The sequence below is a fragment of the Staphylococcus sp. TE8 genome (genome assembly GCF_000692055.1).
Lineage (GTDB): Bacteria > Bacillota > Bacilli > Staphylococcales > Staphylococcaceae > Staphylococcus > Staphylococcus capitis.
In genome coordinates, this window is the sequence record NZ_JMGB01000002.1 from 215,831 (window position 1) to 236,966 (window position 21,136).

General features: G+C 31.2%; 21 protein-coding genes and 1 pseudogene. 4 read left to right on the plus strand and 18 right to left on the minus strand.

All coding sequences use genetic code 11. The features are described from left to right. Nucleotide 1: 1 nt before the first annotated feature. Both nirB and CM54_RS07490 read right to left on the minus strand, forming a co-directional pair. The gene (gene nirB, locus CM54_RS07485) at nucleotides 2–2,407 is read right to left on the minus strand and encodes a nitrite reductase large subunit NirB (protein ID WP_037550280.1); all 2,406 of its coding nucleotides are present in this window, start codon (nucleotides 2,405–2,407) and stop codon (nucleotides 2–4) included. A 96-nt stretch (nucleotides 2,408–2,503) separates the two neighbouring features. Continuing rightward, on the minus strand, nucleotides 2,504–3,223 hold the full coding sequence (locus CM54_RS07490) for a sirohydrochlorin chelatase (protein WP_037550283.1): 720 nt from the start codon (nucleotides 3,221–3,223) through the stop codon (nucleotides 2,504–2,506). Between the two features lie 343 nt (nucleotides 3,224–3,566). On the opposite strand from CM54_RS07490, the gene nikA reads away from it, so the two are divergent. Continuing rightward, a complete protein-coding gene (gene nikA / locus CM54_RS07495; protein WP_037550286.1) occupies nucleotides 3,567–5,042 on the plus strand; it encodes a nickel ABC transporter substrate-binding protein in 1,476 nt (491 codons plus the stop codon). A 113-nt stretch (nucleotides 5,043–5,155) separates the two neighbouring features. On the opposite strand, the gene CM54_RS07500 is transcribed toward nikA, so the two are convergent. The 7 genes and pseudogenes from CM54_RS07500 to CM54_RS07530 form a co-directional block, all read right to left on the minus strand. Further along, nucleotides 5,156–5,692 carry a GNAT family N-acetyltransferase gene (locus tag CM54_RS07500; RefSeq protein WP_037550289.1) on the minus strand — a complete coding sequence of 179 codons (537 nt, stop codon included), beginning with the start codon at nucleotides 5,690–5,692 and terminating at the stop codon, nucleotides 5,156–5,158. Nucleotides 5,693–5,863: 171 nt separating this feature from the next. Beyond that, a complete protein-coding gene (locus CM54_RS07505) occupies nucleotides 5,864–6,685 on the minus strand; it encodes a formate/nitrite transporter family protein (protein ID WP_037550292.1) in 822 nt (273 codons plus the stop codon). 145 nt (nucleotides 6,686–6,830) lie between these two features. Further along, on the minus strand, nucleotides 6,831–7,007 hold the full coding sequence (locus CM54_RS12765; protein ID WP_030063344.1) for a hypothetical protein: 177 nt from the start codon (nucleotides 7,005–7,007) through the stop codon (nucleotides 6,831–6,833). A gap of 84 nt (nucleotides 7,008–7,091) precedes the next feature. Then, entirely contained in the window at nucleotides 7,092–7,559 is a 468-nt protein-coding gene (locus CM54_RS07515; protein WP_037550297.1) for an SRPBCC family protein, read from the minus strand. A gap of 161 nt (nucleotides 7,560–7,720) precedes the next feature. Continuing rightward, nucleotides 7,721–8,674 (minus strand): annotated as a pseudogene (locus tag CM54_RS07520) (metal ABC transporter solute-binding protein, Zn/Mn family); the annotation flags it as partial. A 259-nt stretch (nucleotides 8,675–8,933) separates the two neighbouring features. Then, complete coding sequence (locus tag CM54_RS07525) at nucleotides 8,934–9,521, minus strand: DsbA family protein (protein WP_037550304.1); 588 nt, start codon at nucleotides 9,519–9,521, stop codon at nucleotides 8,934–8,936. 28 nt (nucleotides 9,522–9,549) lie between these two features. Then, on the minus strand, nucleotides 9,550–9,909 hold the full coding sequence (locus CM54_RS07530) for a DUF4467 domain-containing protein (RefSeq protein WP_002432307.1): 360 nt from the start codon (nucleotides 9,907–9,909) through the stop codon (nucleotides 9,550–9,552). A gap of 327 nt (nucleotides 9,910–10,236) precedes the next feature. Between CM54_RS07530 and CM54_RS07535 the strand changes: the two genes are divergently transcribed. After that, a complete protein-coding gene (locus CM54_RS07535; RefSeq protein ID WP_037550995.1) occupies nucleotides 10,237–11,487 on the plus strand; it encodes an aminoacyltransferase in 1,251 nt (416 codons plus the stop codon). A 49-nt stretch (nucleotides 11,488–11,536) separates the two neighbouring features. Here CM54_RS07535 and CM54_RS07540 read toward each other — a convergent pair whose 3' ends face one another. From CM54_RS07540 to CM54_RS07560, 5 genes are all read right to left on the minus strand, one after another. After that, on the minus strand, nucleotides 11,537–11,881 hold the full coding sequence (locus CM54_RS07540; RefSeq protein WP_037550307.1) for an ASCH domain-containing protein: 345 nt from the start codon (nucleotides 11,879–11,881) through the stop codon (nucleotides 11,537–11,539). 104 nt (nucleotides 11,882–11,985) lie between these two features. Continuing rightward, entirely contained in the window at nucleotides 11,986–12,711 is a 726-nt protein-coding gene (locus tag CM54_RS07545) for an amino acid ABC transporter ATP-binding protein (protein WP_023351196.1), read from the minus strand. Next, on the minus strand, nucleotides 12,708–13,427 hold the full coding sequence (locus CM54_RS07550; RefSeq protein WP_037550310.1) for an amino acid ABC transporter permease: 720 nt from the start codon (nucleotides 13,425–13,427) through the stop codon (nucleotides 12,708–12,710). The genes CM54_RS07545 and CM54_RS07550 overlap by 4 nt, the downstream gene beginning before the upstream one ends. After that, nucleotides 13,408–14,199, minus strand: coding sequence for a transporter substrate-binding domain-containing protein (locus tag CM54_RS07555; protein WP_037550313.1), 792 nt, complete (start codon nucleotides 14,197–14,199; stop codon nucleotides 13,408–13,410). Before CM54_RS07555 ends, CM54_RS07550 begins: the two co-directional genes overlap by 20 nt. A gap of 129 nt (nucleotides 14,200–14,328) precedes the next feature. Next, nucleotides 14,329–15,771: an MDR family MFS transporter gene (locus CM54_RS07560; RefSeq protein WP_037550317.1), complete on the minus strand. Its 1,443-nt coding sequence runs from the start codon at nucleotides 15,769–15,771 to the stop codon at nucleotides 14,329–14,331. A gap of 195 nt (nucleotides 15,772–15,966) precedes the next feature. Between CM54_RS07560 and CM54_RS12575 the strand changes: the two genes are divergently transcribed. Next, nucleotides 15,967–16,071: a putative metal homeostasis protein gene (locus tag CM54_RS12575; protein WP_000762708.1), complete on the plus strand. Its 105-nt coding sequence runs from the start codon at nucleotides 15,967–15,969 to the stop codon at nucleotides 16,069–16,071. A 176-nt stretch (nucleotides 16,072–16,247) separates the two neighbouring features. Here CM54_RS12575 and CM54_RS07565 read toward each other — a convergent pair whose 3' ends face one another. Further along, nucleotides 16,248–16,934: a 2,3-diphosphoglycerate-dependent phosphoglycerate mutase gene (locus CM54_RS07565; RefSeq protein ID WP_002432310.1), complete on the minus strand. Its 687-nt coding sequence runs from the start codon at nucleotides 16,932–16,934 to the stop codon at nucleotides 16,248–16,250. 407 nt (nucleotides 16,935–17,341) lie between these two features. Here CM54_RS07565 and CM54_RS07570 point away from each other — a divergent pair, with 407 nt between their 5' ends. Next, the gene (locus tag CM54_RS07570) at nucleotides 17,342–17,752 is read left to right on the plus strand and encodes a hypothetical protein (protein WP_002432800.1); all 411 of its coding nucleotides are present in this window, start codon (nucleotides 17,342–17,344) and stop codon (nucleotides 17,750–17,752) included. A gap of 201 nt (nucleotides 17,753–17,953) precedes the next feature. Here the strand turns inward: CM54_RS07570 and CM54_RS07575 are convergent, their stop codons facing one another. The 3 genes from CM54_RS07575 to CM54_RS07585 all read right to left on the minus strand — a co-directional run bounded on the left by CM54_RS07575 (nucleotide 17,954) and on the right by CM54_RS07585 (nucleotide 20,962). Beyond that, complete coding sequence (locus CM54_RS07575) at nucleotides 17,954–18,847, minus strand: cation diffusion facilitator family transporter (protein WP_037550320.1); 894 nt, start codon at nucleotides 18,845–18,847, stop codon at nucleotides 17,954–17,956. A gap of 230 nt (nucleotides 18,848–19,077) precedes the next feature. Further along, entirely contained in the window at nucleotides 19,078–19,458 is a 381-nt protein-coding gene (locus tag CM54_RS07580; RefSeq protein WP_037550322.1) for a GtrA family protein, read from the minus strand. A gap of 16 nt (nucleotides 19,459–19,474) precedes the next feature. Then, nucleotides 19,475–20,962 (minus strand): DUF6056 family protein, encoded by a 1,488-nt coding sequence (locus CM54_RS07585; protein WP_037550325.1) that lies wholly within the window; start codon nucleotides 20,960–20,962, stop codon nucleotides 19,475–19,477. Nucleotides 20,963–21,136: the final 174 nt, after the last annotated feature.

A 21,136-nucleotide genomic window follows, 5' to 3' on the forward strand; every position in this document is an offset into this window, starting at 1 on the left:
CTTACACCTTCTCAACTTCAAAGATTTTTTGTGCATTTTTATTTTCTACAATGGCTTGCCATGGTTCATTTTCTATAGCTTTTTTCGCTTCCATAATTCTATTAAATAATTCTTCTTGTCTTTCTTTATCTAATAAAACTTCTTTCACATTTTCAAAACCTAATCGACGAATCCACGGTGCAGTTCTCTCGGCATAAATACCAGTTTCTCTATAATATTGCATTAAAGCACCGCATAATTGAATGACTTCATCTTCAGTTTCTACTGTTGTTAGTAATTGTCCGACTGTAACATCAGTACCTCCATTGCCACCAATATATATTTGGTATCCATTTTCAACTGAGATGACACCGAAGTCTTTCACACCAGATTCTACACAACTTCTAGGGCAACCGGAGACGCCCATTTTAAACTTATGAGGTGTATCAATATATTCGAAAGTTTTTTCGAGACGAATACCTAGACGAGTTGTGTATTGTGTACCAAAACGGCAAAATTCTTTTCCGACACAACTTTTTACAGAACGCGTTTTTTTACCATAAGCGGAAGCTGAACGCATTCCTAAATCCTTCCATACATTAGGTAATTCTTCTTTGTTTAAGCCATATAATCCAATACGTTGTGATCCTGTTACTTTTACGAGTGGCACATTGTATTTCTTAGCAACTTCTCCAAGTTTAATAAGCTGGTCTGGATCTGTTACGCCCCCTCTCATTTGAGGTATGACAGAAAATGTACCATCATTTTGAATATTGGCATGATAACGCTCGTTTGCAAATCGAGAGTCTTGTTCATCTTGATGCTCAAATGGATATACCATATTTAGATAATAATTAATTGCAGGACGACATTTAGGGCATCCATTTTTATCTTTAAAATTCAACACATGTCTTACTTCCTTGGATGTTTTAAGACCTTTAGCTCTGATTTGAGTCACAATTTGATCTCTAGTAAGTTCTGTACAACTACATATTCCTGAAGGTTTTGCAGCTACAAAGTCATCCCCGAGGGTATATTGAAGTATTTCTCCTATTTGTTTTTTACATTTACCACATGAATTACCTGCTTTAGTAGATTGGGTTACTTCATTGACAGATGTAAGACCTTCTTTAGTAATAGCATTCACTATCGTACCTTTATTGACACCATTACATCCACAAATTGTTTCATCATCTGCCATATCAGCAATTGAAACTGAACCTGTATCATCACCTTTGTGTAATAATGAGACAAGCGTATAATCTTCGAGGGATTCATGTTTCTTCATCATATTATAAAATCGAGATCCATCATCTGTATCTCCATAAAGTACTGCTCCTACAACTTGTCCTTGATTTAAATATACCTTTTTATAAATATTGTCAATGCTATTAAAAATCTCGATACCGTGTATGTCATCATTTTCAACAATCTGACCAGCACTGTATAAATCACAACCAGAAACCTTTAAAGAAGTGAAAGTTGTTGAACCTTTGTAACCCTCTGTTTCATTTCCAGTTAAATAGTCAGCAAGAACTTTACCCTGTTCATAAAGTGGTGCAACTAAACCATAAACTTTACCATTGTGTTCAGCACATTCTCCAATTGCATAGATATTTGAATCGGACGTTTGTAGAAAATCATTGACTACAATACCTCTTTGAACATCTAATCCAGCATCTTTAGCCACTTCTGTATAAGGTCTAATTCCTACAGCCATAACGACTAAATCTGTCTCAATCACACGTCCGTCCGCTAATTCAACAGCTTCAACATCCTCATGACCTATAATGCGTTTTGAGTTGGCTTGCAATTCAAATTTCATGCCTTGCTTTTCAAGATCCGCTCTCAACATATCGCCAGCTTTTCTATCCAGTTGCATCTCCATTAACCATTCAGCAAGATGAAGTACTGTGACATCCATACCTTGGTCTAATAAACCACGTGCGCACTCTAATCCAAGTAGCCCACCACCGATGACAATAGCTTTTTTCTTTTTACTAGCGATATCGATGATTTGTTCTGTATCTTGTATCGTTCTCCACCCGATAACACTCGGTAAGTTAGACCCCTCAATGGGTAACACAAAAGCTTTAGAACCTGTTGCGAAAATACAAATATCATATTCTAGTTCTATACCTTTTTGTGTAATAATTTTTTTAGATTGTCGATCTACCTTTTCAACTGGGTCATCATTGATAAGTGTAATATGATTTTCTTCATACCATTCATAACTGTTCATAATCGTCTCTTCGACAGTCATTTTATTTTGTAAAATATTGGATAACATAATTCGATTATAGTTTGGATAAGGTTCTTTACCGACTACTGTGATATCATAGCGATTCGCATCTCGACTAATCAGTTCTTCTATAGTTCGTATACCTGCCATACCGTTACCAATCATTACTAATTTTTGTTTAGACATATATATGCTCCTCTAATGTAAAAATTAATCTATAATTTATTACTAAAGGATTGGTAAAAGAGTCTAAACTAAGGAAGCTGAGTATTTAGTGATTATTTATACAGCTAATTGTTCTATACGTGCGCGAATAATTAATTTTAAAATGTGGTCAAAATTAATAGATGGTGTAATATGAAGATTACAATGAATATCCATTTCTGATATTAAACGCTTAACTTTATTAACTAAACGGCCATCAAATAAAAATAGCGGTACGATGATTAAATCATCGTATTTTTTAGATATTTCATCCAAATCATTTTTAAAAGTCATTACACCATATAGTGCTCTCGCGTATACTGGTTTATTTGAATCAATACTTTTCACAAATTCTTTTAATTCTTCATGGGCTTTTGTGAAACGACCACTACCGTTACCATGTGCAATGATGACTGTTGCTACATTCGCATTAGCTGGTAAGTCTACATCTGCCATTCTTCTTTCAACTAAATCCTTCATATAAGGATGCGTACCAAGTGGCTCACTCATTTCACTATTAACATGAGGATATTTCTCTTTCATGCTTTTTAAAATCTCAGGTATGTCGCCTATATAGTGCATCGCTCTGAATATAAGTAAGGGTACAATTCTAAATCGTGTCACACCTTGCTTAATCATTTTTTCCATAGTCAATTCAAGATTTTGCGTATCACTTTCTAAAAATGCAAGCTCATAATGATAATCTTCATCTTTTAAAAGTGTAGTAATAAACTCCTCAAGTGCCTCATTTTGTTGACCTTTCCTCATACCGTGTGCCACTAAGATATTACCTATCACTATTACCAATCCTTTCATCTGCATTGTATAATAATTTTTTGATTAATTGTGATTTTATTCACATTATTTTCGAAAAGTAGGGAATACCCTTATCTCAAACATGAGGGGAATTCCTCATAATAAATGTCATGTCATTAAATCTGACGAAAATTTTAAATTTTTCTTTATAAGTTATATAATCAATATATTGGTAGTTAACAAATATGTCTAAAATTAAAAATAATAAGGTTTAACATCATAACGCAATCACTTCAAACATAAATACTAAATAAATGTTACTTTTAATGTTAGACATAAGTTGCTTCAATAAATTCAATGTTCATGTTAAGAAAGGACTTGTTTAATGAAGAAAATTTTAATCCTTACCATATTAGTATCTTTTATTTTAGCAAGTTGTGGAGGGAAATCAAACTCTGATAAAAATACATTAAATGTTGAAATTCCCTTGAAAACAAAATCAATCGCCCCCTATGAAACCGATATTCCTGTTAAAGTAGGTGCTTTGGAATCACTTTTCAAAATGTCAAAAGACGGTAAAGTTAAACCATTACTAGTTAAAAGCACACATCAAAAATCTGATAACACCCTCGAATTGACATTAAAAGATAATATTAAATTCCAAAATGGTCATAAATTGACTGGGAATGCTGTGAAATCAAGTTTAGAAGAGGGAATGAAAAAAAGTGATTTATTAAAGGGGTCTTTACCTATTAAATCAATTTCTGCTAAAGGTCAAAAAGTGACGATTACTACAGAAGAACCTTATCCAGAATTAAAATCAGAACTAGCCAGTCCGTTTGCGGCAATTTATGATACTAAAGCCAAAAGTAAAGTTACCGACAAACCAGTCGGAACAGGTCCATACCAAATAGATAACTATAAACGCGCACAGAAGCTTGAACTCACAAAGTTCAAAGATTATTGGCAAGGAAAACCAAAACTCAATAAAGTAAATGTCACTTATCATGAAGATGGTAATACACGCGTTGATAACTTATTATCTGGTAAATCGGATTTAACCACAGATGTTCCTATCGATCGTATAAGTGATGTAAAAAATTCTAAGAAATTTAATATCCAAAGTACGTCAGGTTTCCGAACACATCTACTGTTATACAATCATCAAAGTAAAAAGATTAATAAAAATGTTCGAGAAGCATTAGACATGGTTATTAATCGTAAAGAAATCGCTAAAAACATTTCTAAAAATTATGCTAAGCCTGCCTCAACTCCATTTAATGATCGATTAAAAAATGTGGAAAACGATAAAGTTCAACCCCAAAATATTGAAAAGGCTAAAAAATTATTAGCACAAGAAGGATTTAGTAAGTCACATCCACTTAAAATTAACATGGTCACATACGATGGTCGTCCAGAATTACCTAAAATTGGCCAAGTAATCCAATCAGAAGCTAAAAAAGCTAATATTGATATTCAGTTACGTAATGTAGATGATATAGATGGTTACCTAAAAGATCCAAAAGCTTGGGATGTGTCTATGTATAGTTATTTAACTATACCTCGAGGAGATACTGGCTATTTCTTCAATACTGCATATTTGCCTAATGGTGCACTCAATAAAGGACATTATAATAATAAAGGAGTCACTCAACTTATTAAAAAATTAAACACCTCTTTTGGTGAAAAACAACGTGCATCAGTAACCAATGAAATTTTAGAAAAGTCTAAAGGAGACATTCCAAATAGTTATATTACGTACAATGATCAAATTGATGGCGTAAGTAGTAAAGTTAAAAATTTCAATGTCACTCCTGAATCAATTTACCTTATTGATTACAAAGTAAGTAAAAAAGAATAATTATATAAAAAACTCCCTATAAAGTATTCACTTTGAAATGTCTACTTTATAAGGAGTTTTTTATTTTACTAATAAAGACTTTTAATACTTAGACAATGATACTCATAGTTGTCTTAAAATGGTGGTTGCCCTAATATTTGTTCTTCAAAACGTTCAGGGATTAAAATTTTACGCATTATGACTCCTAAATCACCATCATCATTTTCATGTTCAGCATATACTTCATAGCCTCTTTTTTCATAAATTTTAAGTAACCAAGGATGGAGTCTTGCAGAGGTACCTAAAGTTACAGCTGCCGCTTTTAATGTATCTCTTAAAAAATTCTCTTCAACATAACGTAGCAATTGACTACCATAGCCCTGACCATCATAAGATGGTTTAGTCGCAAACCACCATATAAAAGGATATCCAGAAATACTTCTCACACTGCCCCAAGGATAACGTACAGTAATTGTGGAAATAATTTCATTACCCTTTACCATAACAAAGGTCGTATTGTTTTCTAAATTATTTTTAACCATTTCTAAATCTGCATTGACTGAAGGCCAATCAATTCCTAGCTCTCTTAATGGTGTGAAAGCATCATACATTAATTGATGTAGCTCCTCTGCATCTTCCTTGTTGGCAATTCTTATATTTGTCTCTGACATAATTTCACTCCCAAAATCTAACATTCTACTTGAATAATAGGCTAACTTTTAATCAAACGAACGTCCATTGATTAAGCTTAAGAAGCTCAAACTATATTTAAAGTTGTTTTCAATTTTAACCATCTTTAAAAAAAAATAAGCAGATCCATCTATATGAACCTGCTTAACCAATTATTCAGTTAAACTATCACGTTTCCCATTAAGATACGCGTAAACTAAACCAACACATATACCGCCACCGATATAGTTACCAATAAATGCAAAAACAATATTCTTTAACACGTCTAACCAAGACAATGCCTCGATATTAAAGAATATCATTCCTGCATAAAGACCTGCGTTAAATACTACGTGTTCATAACCCATAAATACAAAGACAATTACACCACAAGCGATGAAAAACGCTTTTGCTAAGCCCTCTTTAAATTGTAGAGAAATGAAGATGCCAATATTGATAAAGAAATTACAAAATATACCTTTAATTAATATACTCAACCATGTAGATTCAACTGTTTTCTTATGTACCAGTGTCGTTAAACTATTGGTCATCTCTGGTGTCATTACATGAGAAAATTTAAGTAAGAAGAATAGTATAAATCCACCAACAATATTTCCTATAAAACAAAAGATGAATATCCACGTCACTTTCTTCATACTTATAACTTTATAATACCAGCCGACGGTTAAATACATGAAATTACTTGTAAGTAATTCAGAATGAGTTAATACAACAAGCACTAGCCCTAAACTAAATGAAATTGCACCCATCAAATTGATTAAGCCGTCAATATGTGTTGAAGCAAATTGGGCTTTGATTGCTAACATAAACACTGTAACTATTGAAAGTAAAAAACCGGCCATCATTGATTTTAAAGCATATCGACTCGGAGTTTTATCAGCCATAACCTCTTTCATTTGTACTTGACCGGCAATATTTTGAACAATTGTCTTTGTTGCATGTGTATCCTGAACATTTTTATTATTATGTATCATGCGATCTCTCCTTAATTAAACTCAACATTTATTATAATACATTATATTAATTCATCTATGTATTGTGTATCTCTATAATAAAATTTCTAATAAAAATATCGCCCTGTACCTAGGGCGATATAAAGCTATTCACCTTTAGTTATAGTTAATGTTTACGTTGTGCTAAAAAATGTAAACTATACGCGAAAATGCCATAACCCAATGCAGTTCTTAAAATAAATCTCAGCATTTTATTAGATACACAATTTGAGTTAATTACGATAGACGAAATGCCTGTAGTAAATGTGTACAATCCCAATACTTTTAAATATCTTTTTTTCATAATAATACCTCTTTAACAAATAATTGATTTCTATACCAATTATAATTGAAAAAGAAGCGACTGACTCTGACAGATTTTTGACAACTAAGATTTAAGTAACTTATCTAATTGATCTAAAGTTGAGTCCATCCCTTGCTCAACGCCCATATCTAATGCTTGTTGAGCTGCTTCTTGAGTTGGAAATACTGATGTTGAGGTAACTGTTGTTTGGCCATTTTGCTCTTCAAAATTCATGAAAATTTGCATACCAGGCATTGAAGTATCTTTCTCACCTTTAGAATTAGCAAAGTAATCTAGATATTCAATATGATTAGGTTTCTCTACTTTTTGATATTCAGTAACAGTATAACTTGTCATGTTAGGCGCTTGAATCGCGAAAAACGCCTCTCCACCCTCAACAGCGTTAAAATGATAAACCTCTATTGAAGCGCCTTTAGGATGAAACCACTGTTCAAATAATTCTTTCTTAGTATAAGCATCAAATACTTTTTCAATAGATGCTTGAAATGTTCTAGAAAAAATAATTCTATTTTTTTCTTTTTTAATTGGCATAACGAACCCTCACACTTTATCTTTTATTTTAATGATTATATAGTAACAAAATTCGTCAAATAACAAATAATAAAATGCCCCCACTCATACGAATGGAGGCTCTCAGTTTAACCAACGTAATAAAAAATCATGCTTCGGTGGTTAAGAATTAATTATTGTTCTTTCACATTGCTTGATAATGACTTATCTAAGTTTTTAATATTTTCTTTCATTAATTTTTGATAAGACAAGTCTTTTTCTTCTTGTTGATCTTTATTTAAAGATTCCATGTTGTAAAACTTAAGCGGTTTAGCATCTGTTTCTTTACGAATTGTATCTGTAACTTTATTTGCTACATTATCCTCATAAAGAATATATTTCGCTTTACTAGCTCTTATCTCTTTAACAATTTGAGTTAATTCTTTTTGCGATGGATCCTCTGCATTCATATTTTGAACACCTTCTTGCTTAAATCCGTATCTATGAGCTAGATAACCGATTGACTCATGAGAGATAAATACAACATTATCTTTCTTGTCTTTAGTTACTTTCTTCATTTCTTTATCTAAATTAGCAAGTTCTTTGTTAAGTTTTTTGTAATTCTTTTCATATTCTTTCTTATGTTTTGGATCTTTCTTAATTAAAGCATCTTTGATTTCTTTAGCGAATGTTTGATCCATTTTTGGGTCTAGCCAAATGTGCGGGTCATATTCACCATGATGATGATGTTCGTGTTCCTCATGCTCTTCTCCATGATGGTGATGATCAGGAAGTAAACTACTTTTACTTAATTTATCTTGTAAAGATAATTTCTTATCTTTATCTTTGATTGTTCCTGCTACTTTTTTAGCAACTGGATCTAAATCATCACCTGTATAGATAAATAAATCTGCCTTACTCGCATTTAAGATATCCTTTTGTGTTGGCTCATAGGTATGTAAATCAGTACCTGCTGGATAAATTGATTTAACGTTTACATGTTTACCACCAATTTGTTCTGCAAAAGATTTAAGTGGATAAACTGTAGTATTGATAGTAATCTTACCATCTTCTTTTTTATTATTATCATTTCCACACGCCGTTAAAATGAGGGCAAATAAAGGGAGAATGACTAATAAACTCAATAGTCTTTTCATAAACAACCTCCTAAATAGTAATTATTACGATTTAAAAGTATATACTTTTATTTCTTAATTGACAAGGGCTTTTAACAATATTTCTCACAATCATTTGGAAAATAGAACTATTGGTAGTTTTATAGTGCATCATCTGCAAGTAACTTTTAAAAATAAAAAATGCCGACAAAAGCTTAAGCCTTGTCGACATTTGCAAAGAAGATTGACATATTATATTCTTTAAAATTATTTATGCCCTACTCTTCATTAAAGAAAATTACTATTCTAAAAGTTTTTGATAACTACTAAAATCATATGGATCTTTAACTTTTTTACCTTCAATGAATACTGTAGGAGTTTGTTTTATATGATGTTCCTTACCTAGTTTTTTATCTTTTTCAGCAGCTTTCCATGATGTTGAATTTTTAGTTTTATAATTTGCTTTAATCTTATCTTTAGTTTTATTACTAATGTTTAATTTATCAATTTGTTTATCTATTAATGTATGTGTAATCCATTTCTTATCTTCGTCTTTTTGATGTTCAAACATTAACTTTTGAAATTGGAGTGAATACTTTGGTGCATAATGATTTACTGCTTGTTGTGCTCTTGAACCAATAATTGAGTCCTTTCCTATAAAGGCAAGGTTCACATATTGAAACTTAACTTTATTTTTATCAATATATTTATTTCTCAACTTTGGCATCACTTTATCTTCTACTTTTTTACAATATGGACATTTAAAATCTCCATACATAACTATTAATGGCTTGCCATCTTGTTTAGCTTTAATAGAACTTGGTTGTTTTGAACACCCATATATAAAAATGATGGTTAAAATGGCTATAATTCCAATTAATTTTTTCATTAGTACTCCCTTTGTAGCTATACAACGATTAATTCATGTTTTCTTCCTTGTAATCAGGTTCATGTTCTTCATAATAACCTTTGGAGTTAAAGTTTTCTTTGTAATGCGCTTTTTTGCCTTTAAACTCATATGTGTAATAATGCACTTCAGCATCATCACTCAATGGTTTATATGCAAGAATAACGTATTTCCCTTTTTTAAATACATAAATATTCGCATCTTTCTTATCAAAGTGTTTTACTTCATCTCCTGTATCGTGCTTAGCTATTTTTTCTTGTTTTTTGTCTTGCATTTTTACAGCTTTATCAATTTTATCAGTATATTTACCACTACTACATCCCGCCAATATAAGTGCTACTACTGATAAAGCAACTGCTAATTTCTTCAAACTACTCACTCCTACCTTTTCAACCTATTTTATCTATAGAAAAAATAAATTACCTTGAAAATCTATACATTCTTCATTTATTGTCCCATGTTAGATTCCATTCTTTCATTATAAATATTATCACATAATGAGTGTTACAACGAAGCTAGTTGTTTTTATTTTTTGTGATTTTTCTATTAATTAAATTTAAGTTGGGGTAAATTTATCTCATACAAAAGTATGATGCAATGTTTTGTGTTATTATGTGTAATGATGACTTGGGTTTGGTAAAATAGATAAATCATGACAATTTAGATAACTAAATAGATTTAGAGGGGAAGATTAATGATGAAATTTGTTAACTTATCTTCTGAAGAATTCGATCAATTTACTTCAGAAATTTTTTCACATTATACACAATCAAGTATACATTTTGATAACCGTAATAAAATGAAAGGCGATGTTCATCTTGTAGGAGTTAAAGATGAAGATGACAAAGTCATTGCTGGTTGCCTTTTAACAGAGGCACGCTCGCTTAAATTCTTTAAATATTTCTACACACATAGAGGTCCAGTAATGGATTATAATAATCAATCATTAGTTCGTTTCTTCTTTAAATCTCTTACAGATTACTTGAAAAAACGTAACTGCTTATACGTTCTTGTTGATCCTTACCTACTAGAAAACTTGAGAAACGCTGATGGTGAGATTATCGAATCATTCGACAATCGACCATTCATCAAAACAATGGAAGATTTAGGTTATAAACATCAAGGTTATACAGTCGGCTATGATACAATGAGCCAAATTCGTTGGCTATCAGTATTAGATCTTAAAGACAAGACTGAAGATCAACTATTAAAAGAAATGGATTACCAAACACGTCGTAATATTAAGAAAACTTATGAGATGGGTGTTCAAGTTAAAACACTTCCTATAGAAGAAACAGACACATTCTTTGAATTGTTCCAAATGGCTGAGGAAAAACATGGTTTCAAATTCCGTGAAAAACCTTACTTCGAAGATATGCAAAAAACGTATGAAGATCATGCAATGCTGAAACTTGCTTATATAGACTTACAAGACTACCTAAATACATTACAAGAAAAACATGATAACTTAGAAAAACAACTAAAAGAAGTTGAAAAAACATTAGAAGAAAATCCAAATTCTAAGAAAAATAAAACTAAACACACGCAAGTAAAACAGCAATATGATAGTAATGAACGTAAAATTAATCAAACTAAAGATAAGATTGCTGAAGAAGGACAAGTACTTAATCTAGCCGCTGCGTTATATATTTATAATGACCATGAAGTATATTATCTCTCTAGTGGTTCAAACCCTAAATATAATGCTTATATGGGTGCTTACCGTTTACAGTGGGAAATGATTAAATTTGCTAAAGAGCATGATATTAATCGTTATAATTTCTATGGTATCACTGGAGACTTTAGTGAAGATGCTGAAGACGTAGGTGTACAAAAATTCAAAGAAGGTTTCAATGCTGACGTTTATGAATATATTGGTGATTTTGTTAAACCAATAAAACCTATATTCTACAAACTAAAAGAAACCTTAGAAAATCGCAAATCATAAATTAAAAAGGATCACATCTAAACTGCCCTTTAGATGTGATCCTTCTATATTATACAAGCTCTATTTTTAAAGCAACTACACCATAATTTAATTCATCAGTTTGGTTATAGATGGAATAAATACTTGCTACTTTTTGCGCCAAGGTCGCGTCTGTCTCATAACCTATTTCAGCATTATCATAGTAGTTAAATAACTTCTGAAATGTATCGAAAACTCGCTTTTCAGTTACTTTGACTCTCAATTTTTTCTCCGAGTCGTCTATATTTGTAAAGACAATCGTGTCACCAATTTTAACTTTTTGTCTTTTCTCATCATTCAGTCTAATTTCTACCGTTTTCCTATGATTACGAATGGCTTCGAATGGCTTCACATTTAACTTCATCGAGTGTTCCATTATTTCACTCCTCAAATCTTCTTTGTGAAAATTAATTTATAATTATTTTAACATAAAAAAGCTATGCAAACGTCAAATAACCGTCAGCATAGCATATATCAAACTTATTTAATTACATTTAAAAAGCGTTTTAATTCCTCAGTTTGAGGTTGATTAAACATTTCGTCTGGCGAGCCTTGCTCAGCAATTTTACCTTCATGAATAAAAACTGTATGATTTGAGACTTCCCTAGCAAATCGCATTTCATGCGTCACAATGACCATCGTCATACCTTCATCAGCGAGTTCTTTAATCACCTTCAAAACATCATTAACTAATTCTGGATCAAGTGCTGATGTAGGTTCATCAAATAGCATGACCTTAGGATTCATTGCTAATGCTCGAGCAATGGCAACACGTTGTTGTTGTCCACCTGATAAAGCATGAGGACGTTGGTCTTTCACGTGATCAAGTCCAACTTTTTCTAATAATTCCATTGATTTACGTTCGGCTTCAGACTTTTTCATTTTCTTAACCGTAACAAGTCCTTCCATCACATTTTCTAAAGCAGATTTATGTGGGAATAAATTATAATTTTGGAAGACCATTCCAGACTGTTTGCGCACTTCGATTTGAGATTTTTTATCCTTTTCAGTATAAGTTTTACCATTAACATAGACTGTACCATCTGTTGGAATCTCTAAAGCATTCATCATACGAAGTAACGTTGTCTTACCAGAACCTGAACGCCCTATTAAAGTTACAACTTCACCTTTATCTACAGTTAAATCAATGCCTTTAATCACTTCGGTTTCATTAAAAGACTTATGGATATTTTTTAATTCAATCATGAGCGATACCCTCTTTCAATGCGTGATTCATACCATCCTTGAATAATTGAGATGATAAAGCATACAACCCAGTACATAATTGCTACTAAAATATAAATAGTTAAATATTCGTATGAAGTAGACGCAACTTCTTGTGCTTTTCTGAACATTTCAGCCACAAGAATGAAACCTAATAGTGAAGTATCTTTAATTAATCCTAAAAATGTATTACCTAATGCTGGTATGGAAACACGTATTGCTTGAGGTAATATAATTCGTTGAACTGTTTGGTGATAATTCATTCCGATTGAATACGCCGCTTCAGTTTGCCCTTTAGGAATTGAAATAATACCACCACGAATAATTTCAGATGCATACGCTCCCACGTTGAATGATAAACCTATAATAGCAGCTACAACCGGTGCTAAAGTCCATTGATTATCCGCATCATTCGTAATGAGTCTTCCTAATTCTGGAATACCATAAAATATAATAAATAATTGAACAATCATCGGTGTTCCACGAATAATTGATACATATACGCGTGCTATGCCTCTTAAAATTTTACTTGTTGAAATACGCATTAATGCAGTAAACAAAGCAATAACAAGGCCTAGAATAAATGTAACTATAGTAATAGGGATTGAATATTTCACCAATCCCTCTAACATTGGACCAAATGCTTGCTTAGCTGCATCTAAAGCGTGTTGCTGTTCATTATTTAGACTTAGAAACATCTTGACCAAACCATTTCTTACCTATTTTAGCTAATTCACCATTATCTCTGATTTTCTTAAGACCATCATTGAATTTTTTAATTGTTTTATCATCTACTTTCTTAGAAAATGCGAAAGCTGATTTATTTTGTTCAGCGTTACCTTTAATAGCTTTGATCTTAGCATTAGGTTTTTGTTTCTTATAATCTAAATAAGATAAACTATCATTAAACGTAGCATCCACACGTTTAGATAGTAATAAATCCATTGATTGGTTGAAACCATCAACTTTAGTGATGTCGGCACCTTTATCTTTTGCTAATTTACCGTAGTTAGAAGTGAATGTTTGTGCTAATTTTTTACCTTTAACATCATTAAATGATTTAATATTTTTCTCATTATCACGTACAACTAATACTGCGCTTGAATAAGTGTAAGGATTAGAGAATTTATATTTCTTCTCTCTATCTTTATTAATACCAACTTGGTTTGCAATGACATCAAAGCGCCCTGCATCTAAACCTGCAAACATAGAATCCCATGATGTTTCATTGAATTTTAATTTGAGGTTTTCTGCTTTCGCTACAGCTTTAATAACATCAATATCGTAACCAGTTAATTTATCTTGTTTATTGTGGAAAGTGAATGGTGCGTAAGTACCTTCAGTACCTACTCGTAATGTATTATCATCTTTATTACTTGATTTGCTATCTTTATCACTTGATGAATCGTTATTACCACATGCTGCCAATACAAATACTAAAGCGATAATGCAAAATAAAAGTCTCTTCATTTAGTTAAACTCCTTAATCTTATTATTCTAATCGGAATAAAAATATTTTATCCCTTTAGAGTGTAATAGTCAATAAGAAGTTCCCTTATATCAAGTGTTCAGAAAGTTCTAATATATTTTTTATACCGTTCATGATGTTTGTTCTTTTTCTTTTTTAGTACGTTTTTTAAGCATAAATGTGCATAAGAAACTGATCACCGTAATTATCACTGCAAATAAAAATCCTGCATGATAGCCATGCAACATCGTATCTATTTTAATTTGACTGACCATTTCTTGTTTATTCATACCTTTATAATCACTCATTTTAGGTGAAAAATGTTGACTCGCTTGACTTAAAATAGTAATTAATCCAGCTGTTCCAATTGAACCTGCCACTTGTTGTACGGTGTTAGTCATAGACGAGCCATGCGCATTCATTTCAGGAGTTAATTGGTTCATGGTATGTGTCATTACTGGCATTAATCCTAATGCTATACCAATCATACGAATCGCGTAAACTGTAGCTAACATTACTGTTGAGGTATGTTCATCCATCACCACAAAATACGAAGTTGTTATGATTACAATTAACATTCCGATGATAGCTAAAGGCTTAGCACCAAACTTTTCATACATTGCTCCTGAAGTCATTGACATGATAGCCATCACGATTGCGCCAGGTAATAAAATGAGTCCTGAGTCTAATGCGGGCTTATTTAATAAATTTTGAACAAACATTGGTAATACTGTTTCTGAACCGATCATAGAAATCATTGTTACTGCCATAATAAGTAAACCAATTGCAAATTGTTTATTTTTAAAGACACCAAAATTGAGTAAAGGCGTATTCAAGCGTGATTGTCTCCAAATGAATAACACCACTAAAATAATACCGCCGATAATCGTAGACAAGACTATTGGATCGTCCCAACCATCATGTGAAATGGAGCTCGTACCATAAAGTAAACCACCGAATCCTAATATAGATAATATAATTGAGATTACATCAATGGGAACTTTAATATTTTGTCCTACATTCTTAACAGTGAATAAGGCGATAATAAACGTGATTGCTGCTATCGGTGCAACAACATGGAATAAAGATCTCCAATTAAAATATTCAACTAAATAACCAGATAATGTCGGACCAATCGCAGGTGCTAAACCGATCACAAGTCCGAAGAATCCCATATATTTACCGCGTTCATGAGGTTCAAAGATATCTAGAATCGACGTCATCATTAAAGGCATCATAATACCTGAACCTAAAGCTTGAACAATTCTTGCAAATAATAACGTTGTAAAATTGGGACTAAAACCTCCAACAATTGTACCTACAAAGAAGATTAAAATTCCTGTTAGGAAAACTTGTCTTGTAGTAAATCGTTGTATAACTAATGCTGATAATGGAATAACCACTCCATTGGTAAGTAAAAACGCTGTTGTTAACCATTGAACTTGAGAATACTGAATGTGAAAATCTTTCATTATACTTGGTAAAGCTGTTGTTAATAATGTCTCATTTAACAAACCAAAAAATCCACCAAGTAACATAGTGATAATCATGACTAACTTTGTTTTTAAAGACATGACCTTCCCCCCTTTTATAACATCAAACAGATATTTGCCTATTATACATATTTTGAATAAGTTAATCATTTAGTTGGCTCACTTTTGTTTCTAAAAAAATACTACGACTTATGTATTTCTGTTAAATCGTAATAATTACTATTTACAAAAGCATTATTTTCTTCCATAATATAGATACACAAGGAGGAAGATAAAATGAAATTAGATTTACAAACTGCTAGACGCAATTTGAATAGCCCGAATATAAAAACAAGAAAACGTGCTCTGAAAATAATAAAACAACATAAAAGAGCAAAATAAAATCTTTTAAATTCTAACACTTATATTTAATTTGATATGTTAATCATTTACCCGAAATGAGTAAGACATATTTCCCAGACAATTTCCTTATTATTCTTTCAACTTATAACTTCACATAATAAAAGCCATTAAATGATTTAAACTTATCATTTAATGGCTTACTCTATTCTGGTTTATTATAAATAGTATTTATCTTTCACTTCCAAATCATCAGTTAATTCATAAACAAGTGGCGCACCTGTTTTTATTTCATAACCAACAATCTCTTCACTAGATAAATTTTCAAGGTATTTAATTAATGCTCTAATGGAGTTACCATGTGCAGACACAAGTACAGTTTCACCATCTAATAGATGTTGTGAAATTCGATCAGTCCAAATAGGCACAACGCGATCTAATGTATCCTTTAAACTTTCAGAATATGGCATCATTCTTTTATCTAAATGTCTATATCTACGATTGTTTAAATATTCTTCACGTTGTTCTTCACTTTCTGCTGGTGGTTGCACATCATAAGAACGTCTCCATTGATGAACTTGTTCTTCTCCCCATTTTTCACGTGCATCATCTTTATTTAAACCTTGTAATCCACCATAGTGACGTTCATTTAATCGCCAACTTTTATGCACTGGAATCCACTGTTGATTAGAACCTGCTAAAATATATTGTGTTGTTTCTAAAGCTCTAGTTAATAACGATGTATAGGCAACATCAATTTCTAATTTATTATCTGCTACTTTTTCACCTGCAGTTTTAGCTTCTTCAATTCCTTGTTCAGACAACTTCACATCTGCCCAACCGGTAAATAAGTTTTTAGCATTCCATTCACTTTGTCCGTGACGACATAATATTAATTTTGGCATAAAAAAACACCTTCCTAATTTAAAATTACGTAATCAACCACTACACAATCTCAAAACATGAGCGTAAATATAACAATGAGATTGCTAACATGACTTAATGATTACATGAATAACTGACCTCATTTTTCTCTCTCACTACTATTATTATAGACCGTTAAAACTTATTTTCCCAAGTAATTGTATGGCTATTTTCGTAATATATTGTCACAAGACATTGATATATTGAAATGTTTGTTTTATGAATAAAATATCTGACTTTGTATTTTTACTTTGATGTAACCTATGAAAACAATTGCGATGATATAGTGTATTTACAACTTTAGAAAGACACAAATCAAAATAGATCTGTGATATTTGCATCATGAACTGCATTTTCAGACAGATTCTAGTAAAAGGAGTTATTAATTATGAAAAAATCAATACTAGCAATTCTAGCTACAGTTTCAATAGGCGCTACAGGTTTAGAAGCCGGTAATGCACATGCTGCTGAAAATACTAATCAAAATTATAATTCTACAGCTACTCAAACATCATCTAGCCATAGCTCAAATGCAAGTAGTGAGTCAACAAGCGAAGTATATCAAGAATTCATAAAAGCTGGAGGTACAAAAGCACTTTGGGAAAAAATCGTACTTCCTGAATCAGGCGGAGACCCAAATGCATCTAATGGACAATATCATGGATTAGGTCAAACTAATCAATCATGGGGATATGGTTCAGTCGCTACTCAAACTAAAGGCATGATTAATTATGCCAAAGAACGTTATGGTTCTATAGATGATGCTATTTCTTTCCGCGAAGCTAACGGGTATTGGTAATATATAATTAGGTTAAACCTATAAAAATATAATGATTGTTTAAGATACGATCTACTATTAACTAAAGCTATATTTCAACTATTATCTTAATAATTAAACATCTCTCTACGTATTAATATAGCCAAAACCCCTAAATGAACTTTTTAAATTCAATTCATTTAGGGGTTTATTTTAAATTATTTTCTCACTCTAATTATGTTTTTACTCTTTAATCGTTTTACTATTATCTTCTTGATTATAAGGTTCGGGATGAACATATACTGAAGAAATACCTTTTTCATGTAAATGATGCTCTACTCTATCACAAATTTGATGAGCTTCATACAATGACAGATTCGGTTTCACGACGATAGTTACATCAAGAAAAATACTACTTCCATGATAACGCCCTTTAATATTATTAACGTCGATAACATCTTTTACTTCTAATATATCATTACGATAGTCTTCTAGATCTCTTTCATTAAATCCGTCACTTAAAGTAAAGATTGACTCTTTAAAAATCCCAAACCCGGTATAAATTATTAATAAACCTAGAAGTGTCGCTAAAATAATATCTACAATTGGAAATCCAATTTGCGTGAATATAAGACCTATAGCTGTACCGATACTGACTAAACTATCGGATAAGTTATCTTTTGCTGCAGATCGTAACGAACTGCTATTAGTTTTTTTAGCGAGTCTATGATTAACATAAAATACACCTAACATAATCACACCACTGACTACACTGACAATAATTGTAATTACATTAGGTACATGTCTATCTTGTGTAATAAGTCTTGGTGCATTTTCCGTTACAACCTGTATCCCGACAAACATAATAATAAAAGATACAAGTAATGTCGAAATATTCTCAGATTTTAAATGACCGTATGGATGATTTTTATCTGCAGGTTTAATAGAAATTTTTAGTCCGACAATAACTGCAATTGAGACGATAATATCTGTCATATTATTTAACGCATCTGCTCGAACCGCTGCAGATTGGTATATATATCCAGTAACATATTTGGCTATTGAAAGAATAATATACACGACTAAACTAAGATAGGCACCACGTTGAGCAATCTTCAAATTTTCACTTTGAGACATGCTTATTTACCACCTTAATATGCTTTAATAACTTTAGTATGAAACAATAACTGAGGTATTACAACGTTTTTTTATTTCTATATTTTTTATGAAAATAAACTAATGAAATTTTTAGATTTGCCTAATTTATAATTTATATTTATTCAAATTTAATCACAATCTCAAATCTCTTTTTAAAAAAAAACCCACTCAGTACAACGTACTTAGTCGGTTGCTTTATCTAAACTCAATTAATCTCGTAAGATCCACTTAGACAAAATAAATGTTACCGGTATCGTAATAATTAATCCTACAAATGGGACTATCTCTGAAGGGAAATGAAACCACTGCACAAATATGTATAAAAGTAATGTTTGCATTCCCATATTAACCACCTGTGTAAGTGGAAAACTTAAAAACTTTTTTAGCGTTGGTTTTACCCTATAAACAAAATAACAATTTAAGTAATAAGAAATGATGAAACTCACAATAAATCCTGTGATATGACTGACCAAGTAATTAACACCTAATAACTTTAGAAGTAATAAATATACAATATAGTAATTTAAAGTATTGATTCCACCCACTATTACAAATTTGATAATTTCAAAATGTGTCTGGGTTAATCTCATTCTCTATCTCCTTTAATTATTCTCCATCATAACCAAATGGTACTACTTTAAACTTTAGATCTTTTGGCAAATCATAATATGCTTTAAAGTCATTGAAATCCGTCTTCGTTGACGGTGTTGTTAAATGCGTATATTTTTCGAAAGGTAATCTCTCTAATATAATACTTTGATGACGCTTACCATTTTTTAATTGTTCTTCAACATTTTCAATTCTATTGACACTACTTTGATAAATCAAGCTAAATCCTATTACTAATATCAAACTATGAGCACATGCAATTGCCTTAACGATAGTCGTTACTTTATTGATATTTCCATCAAATTGCTTTACAAAACTAAGTAAAAATATTAACCACAGCACGTATATGAAATAAAAGTTTCTATTTCCTATTGGAGCCACAACCAATAATGGTAGCGTCGATAACACGATTGAAATTAAACATCCTAAAGCGATGGCTCTTAAATATTTTTCTGATATTAATATGACTGTACTATATATTAAGACCGCAAAGAAAACTGCACAAATCAAGAAGTTTAATAAAGCTATTGAAAATGATTTTGTATATATTTCAAAATGGAATTGATCATAGATGAGTAATTTATAAAACGGTAAACTGTACAAACCATACATAATTGCAAATTTAATAACAACATGTTGGTTTACAAAAATTGTATTACGAACCAAAAGTATTGTAATGATTACCGAAATAACTACGAGTATTAAATATTGATTAAGAAATATATACTTAGGAAAGTCCATTAATAAAGTCGTTCCTATTTTATGTATAATGCCTACTTTATCTGAAATAGAATGGTAGATTGTTTTACCATCGATGATTTTAAAGTAAATAGGATTTAAAAACATAATGATTGCGCCAATGCAACTTAGCATAAAGCCCACAATTAAATAGTAGTTTAGCTTTTTATGTTGGATGGCATATATACTAGCACCAATTAAAATGATAAGACTATTGTATATAGTGATATTTTCAATAAATAACTGCCCAAACAAACAAGCTGTGAGAAACAGCCAAAGATGATTAATACTAGCCTCTTCATCTCCATAAAGAATATAAATGATAGTATATAAGATGAATAATGAGATTATTGATGAAGGAATATAATTGTAGAATCCTGCTATCCATCCATAAGTTTCACTATAAACTCCACTTGGAATCATTATTAAAAATGTAAAACATATCAAAATATATATAAACTTTTTATTTACATTCACTATCATTGAACAAAAGTAAATCATTAAACACGATAAAGCAGTATAACTTAAATATTTGAAAATAGCGCTATGCATCGCGAGAATCTCTAAAAAATTCCCGAGATATCTTGCATTCGTTTTCATTAAATCTTGCCCAAGTGAACTTATGTGTGAATTTAAATACCAATGCCAGTCAACAAAAGATAATGGTGTTAGAATAGCCATAATGAAATAAAATAATATAATACCTATATACCAACATAATTGTTCGTGTTGTTTAAGTTGTTTCATAAGATGTCCTCTCTGCATGTTCATGATGTTTTATCGTAAGCTTAATTTATTTAATTTTATTATAGACTTAAAAACATATAAATGACTATCCCTTTCCAAAAGATAATGATAAGTGTGACTTTAGTTGAAGTTTATTTTAAAAAAAATAGCAATAAAACATAATAATAGGAAGTG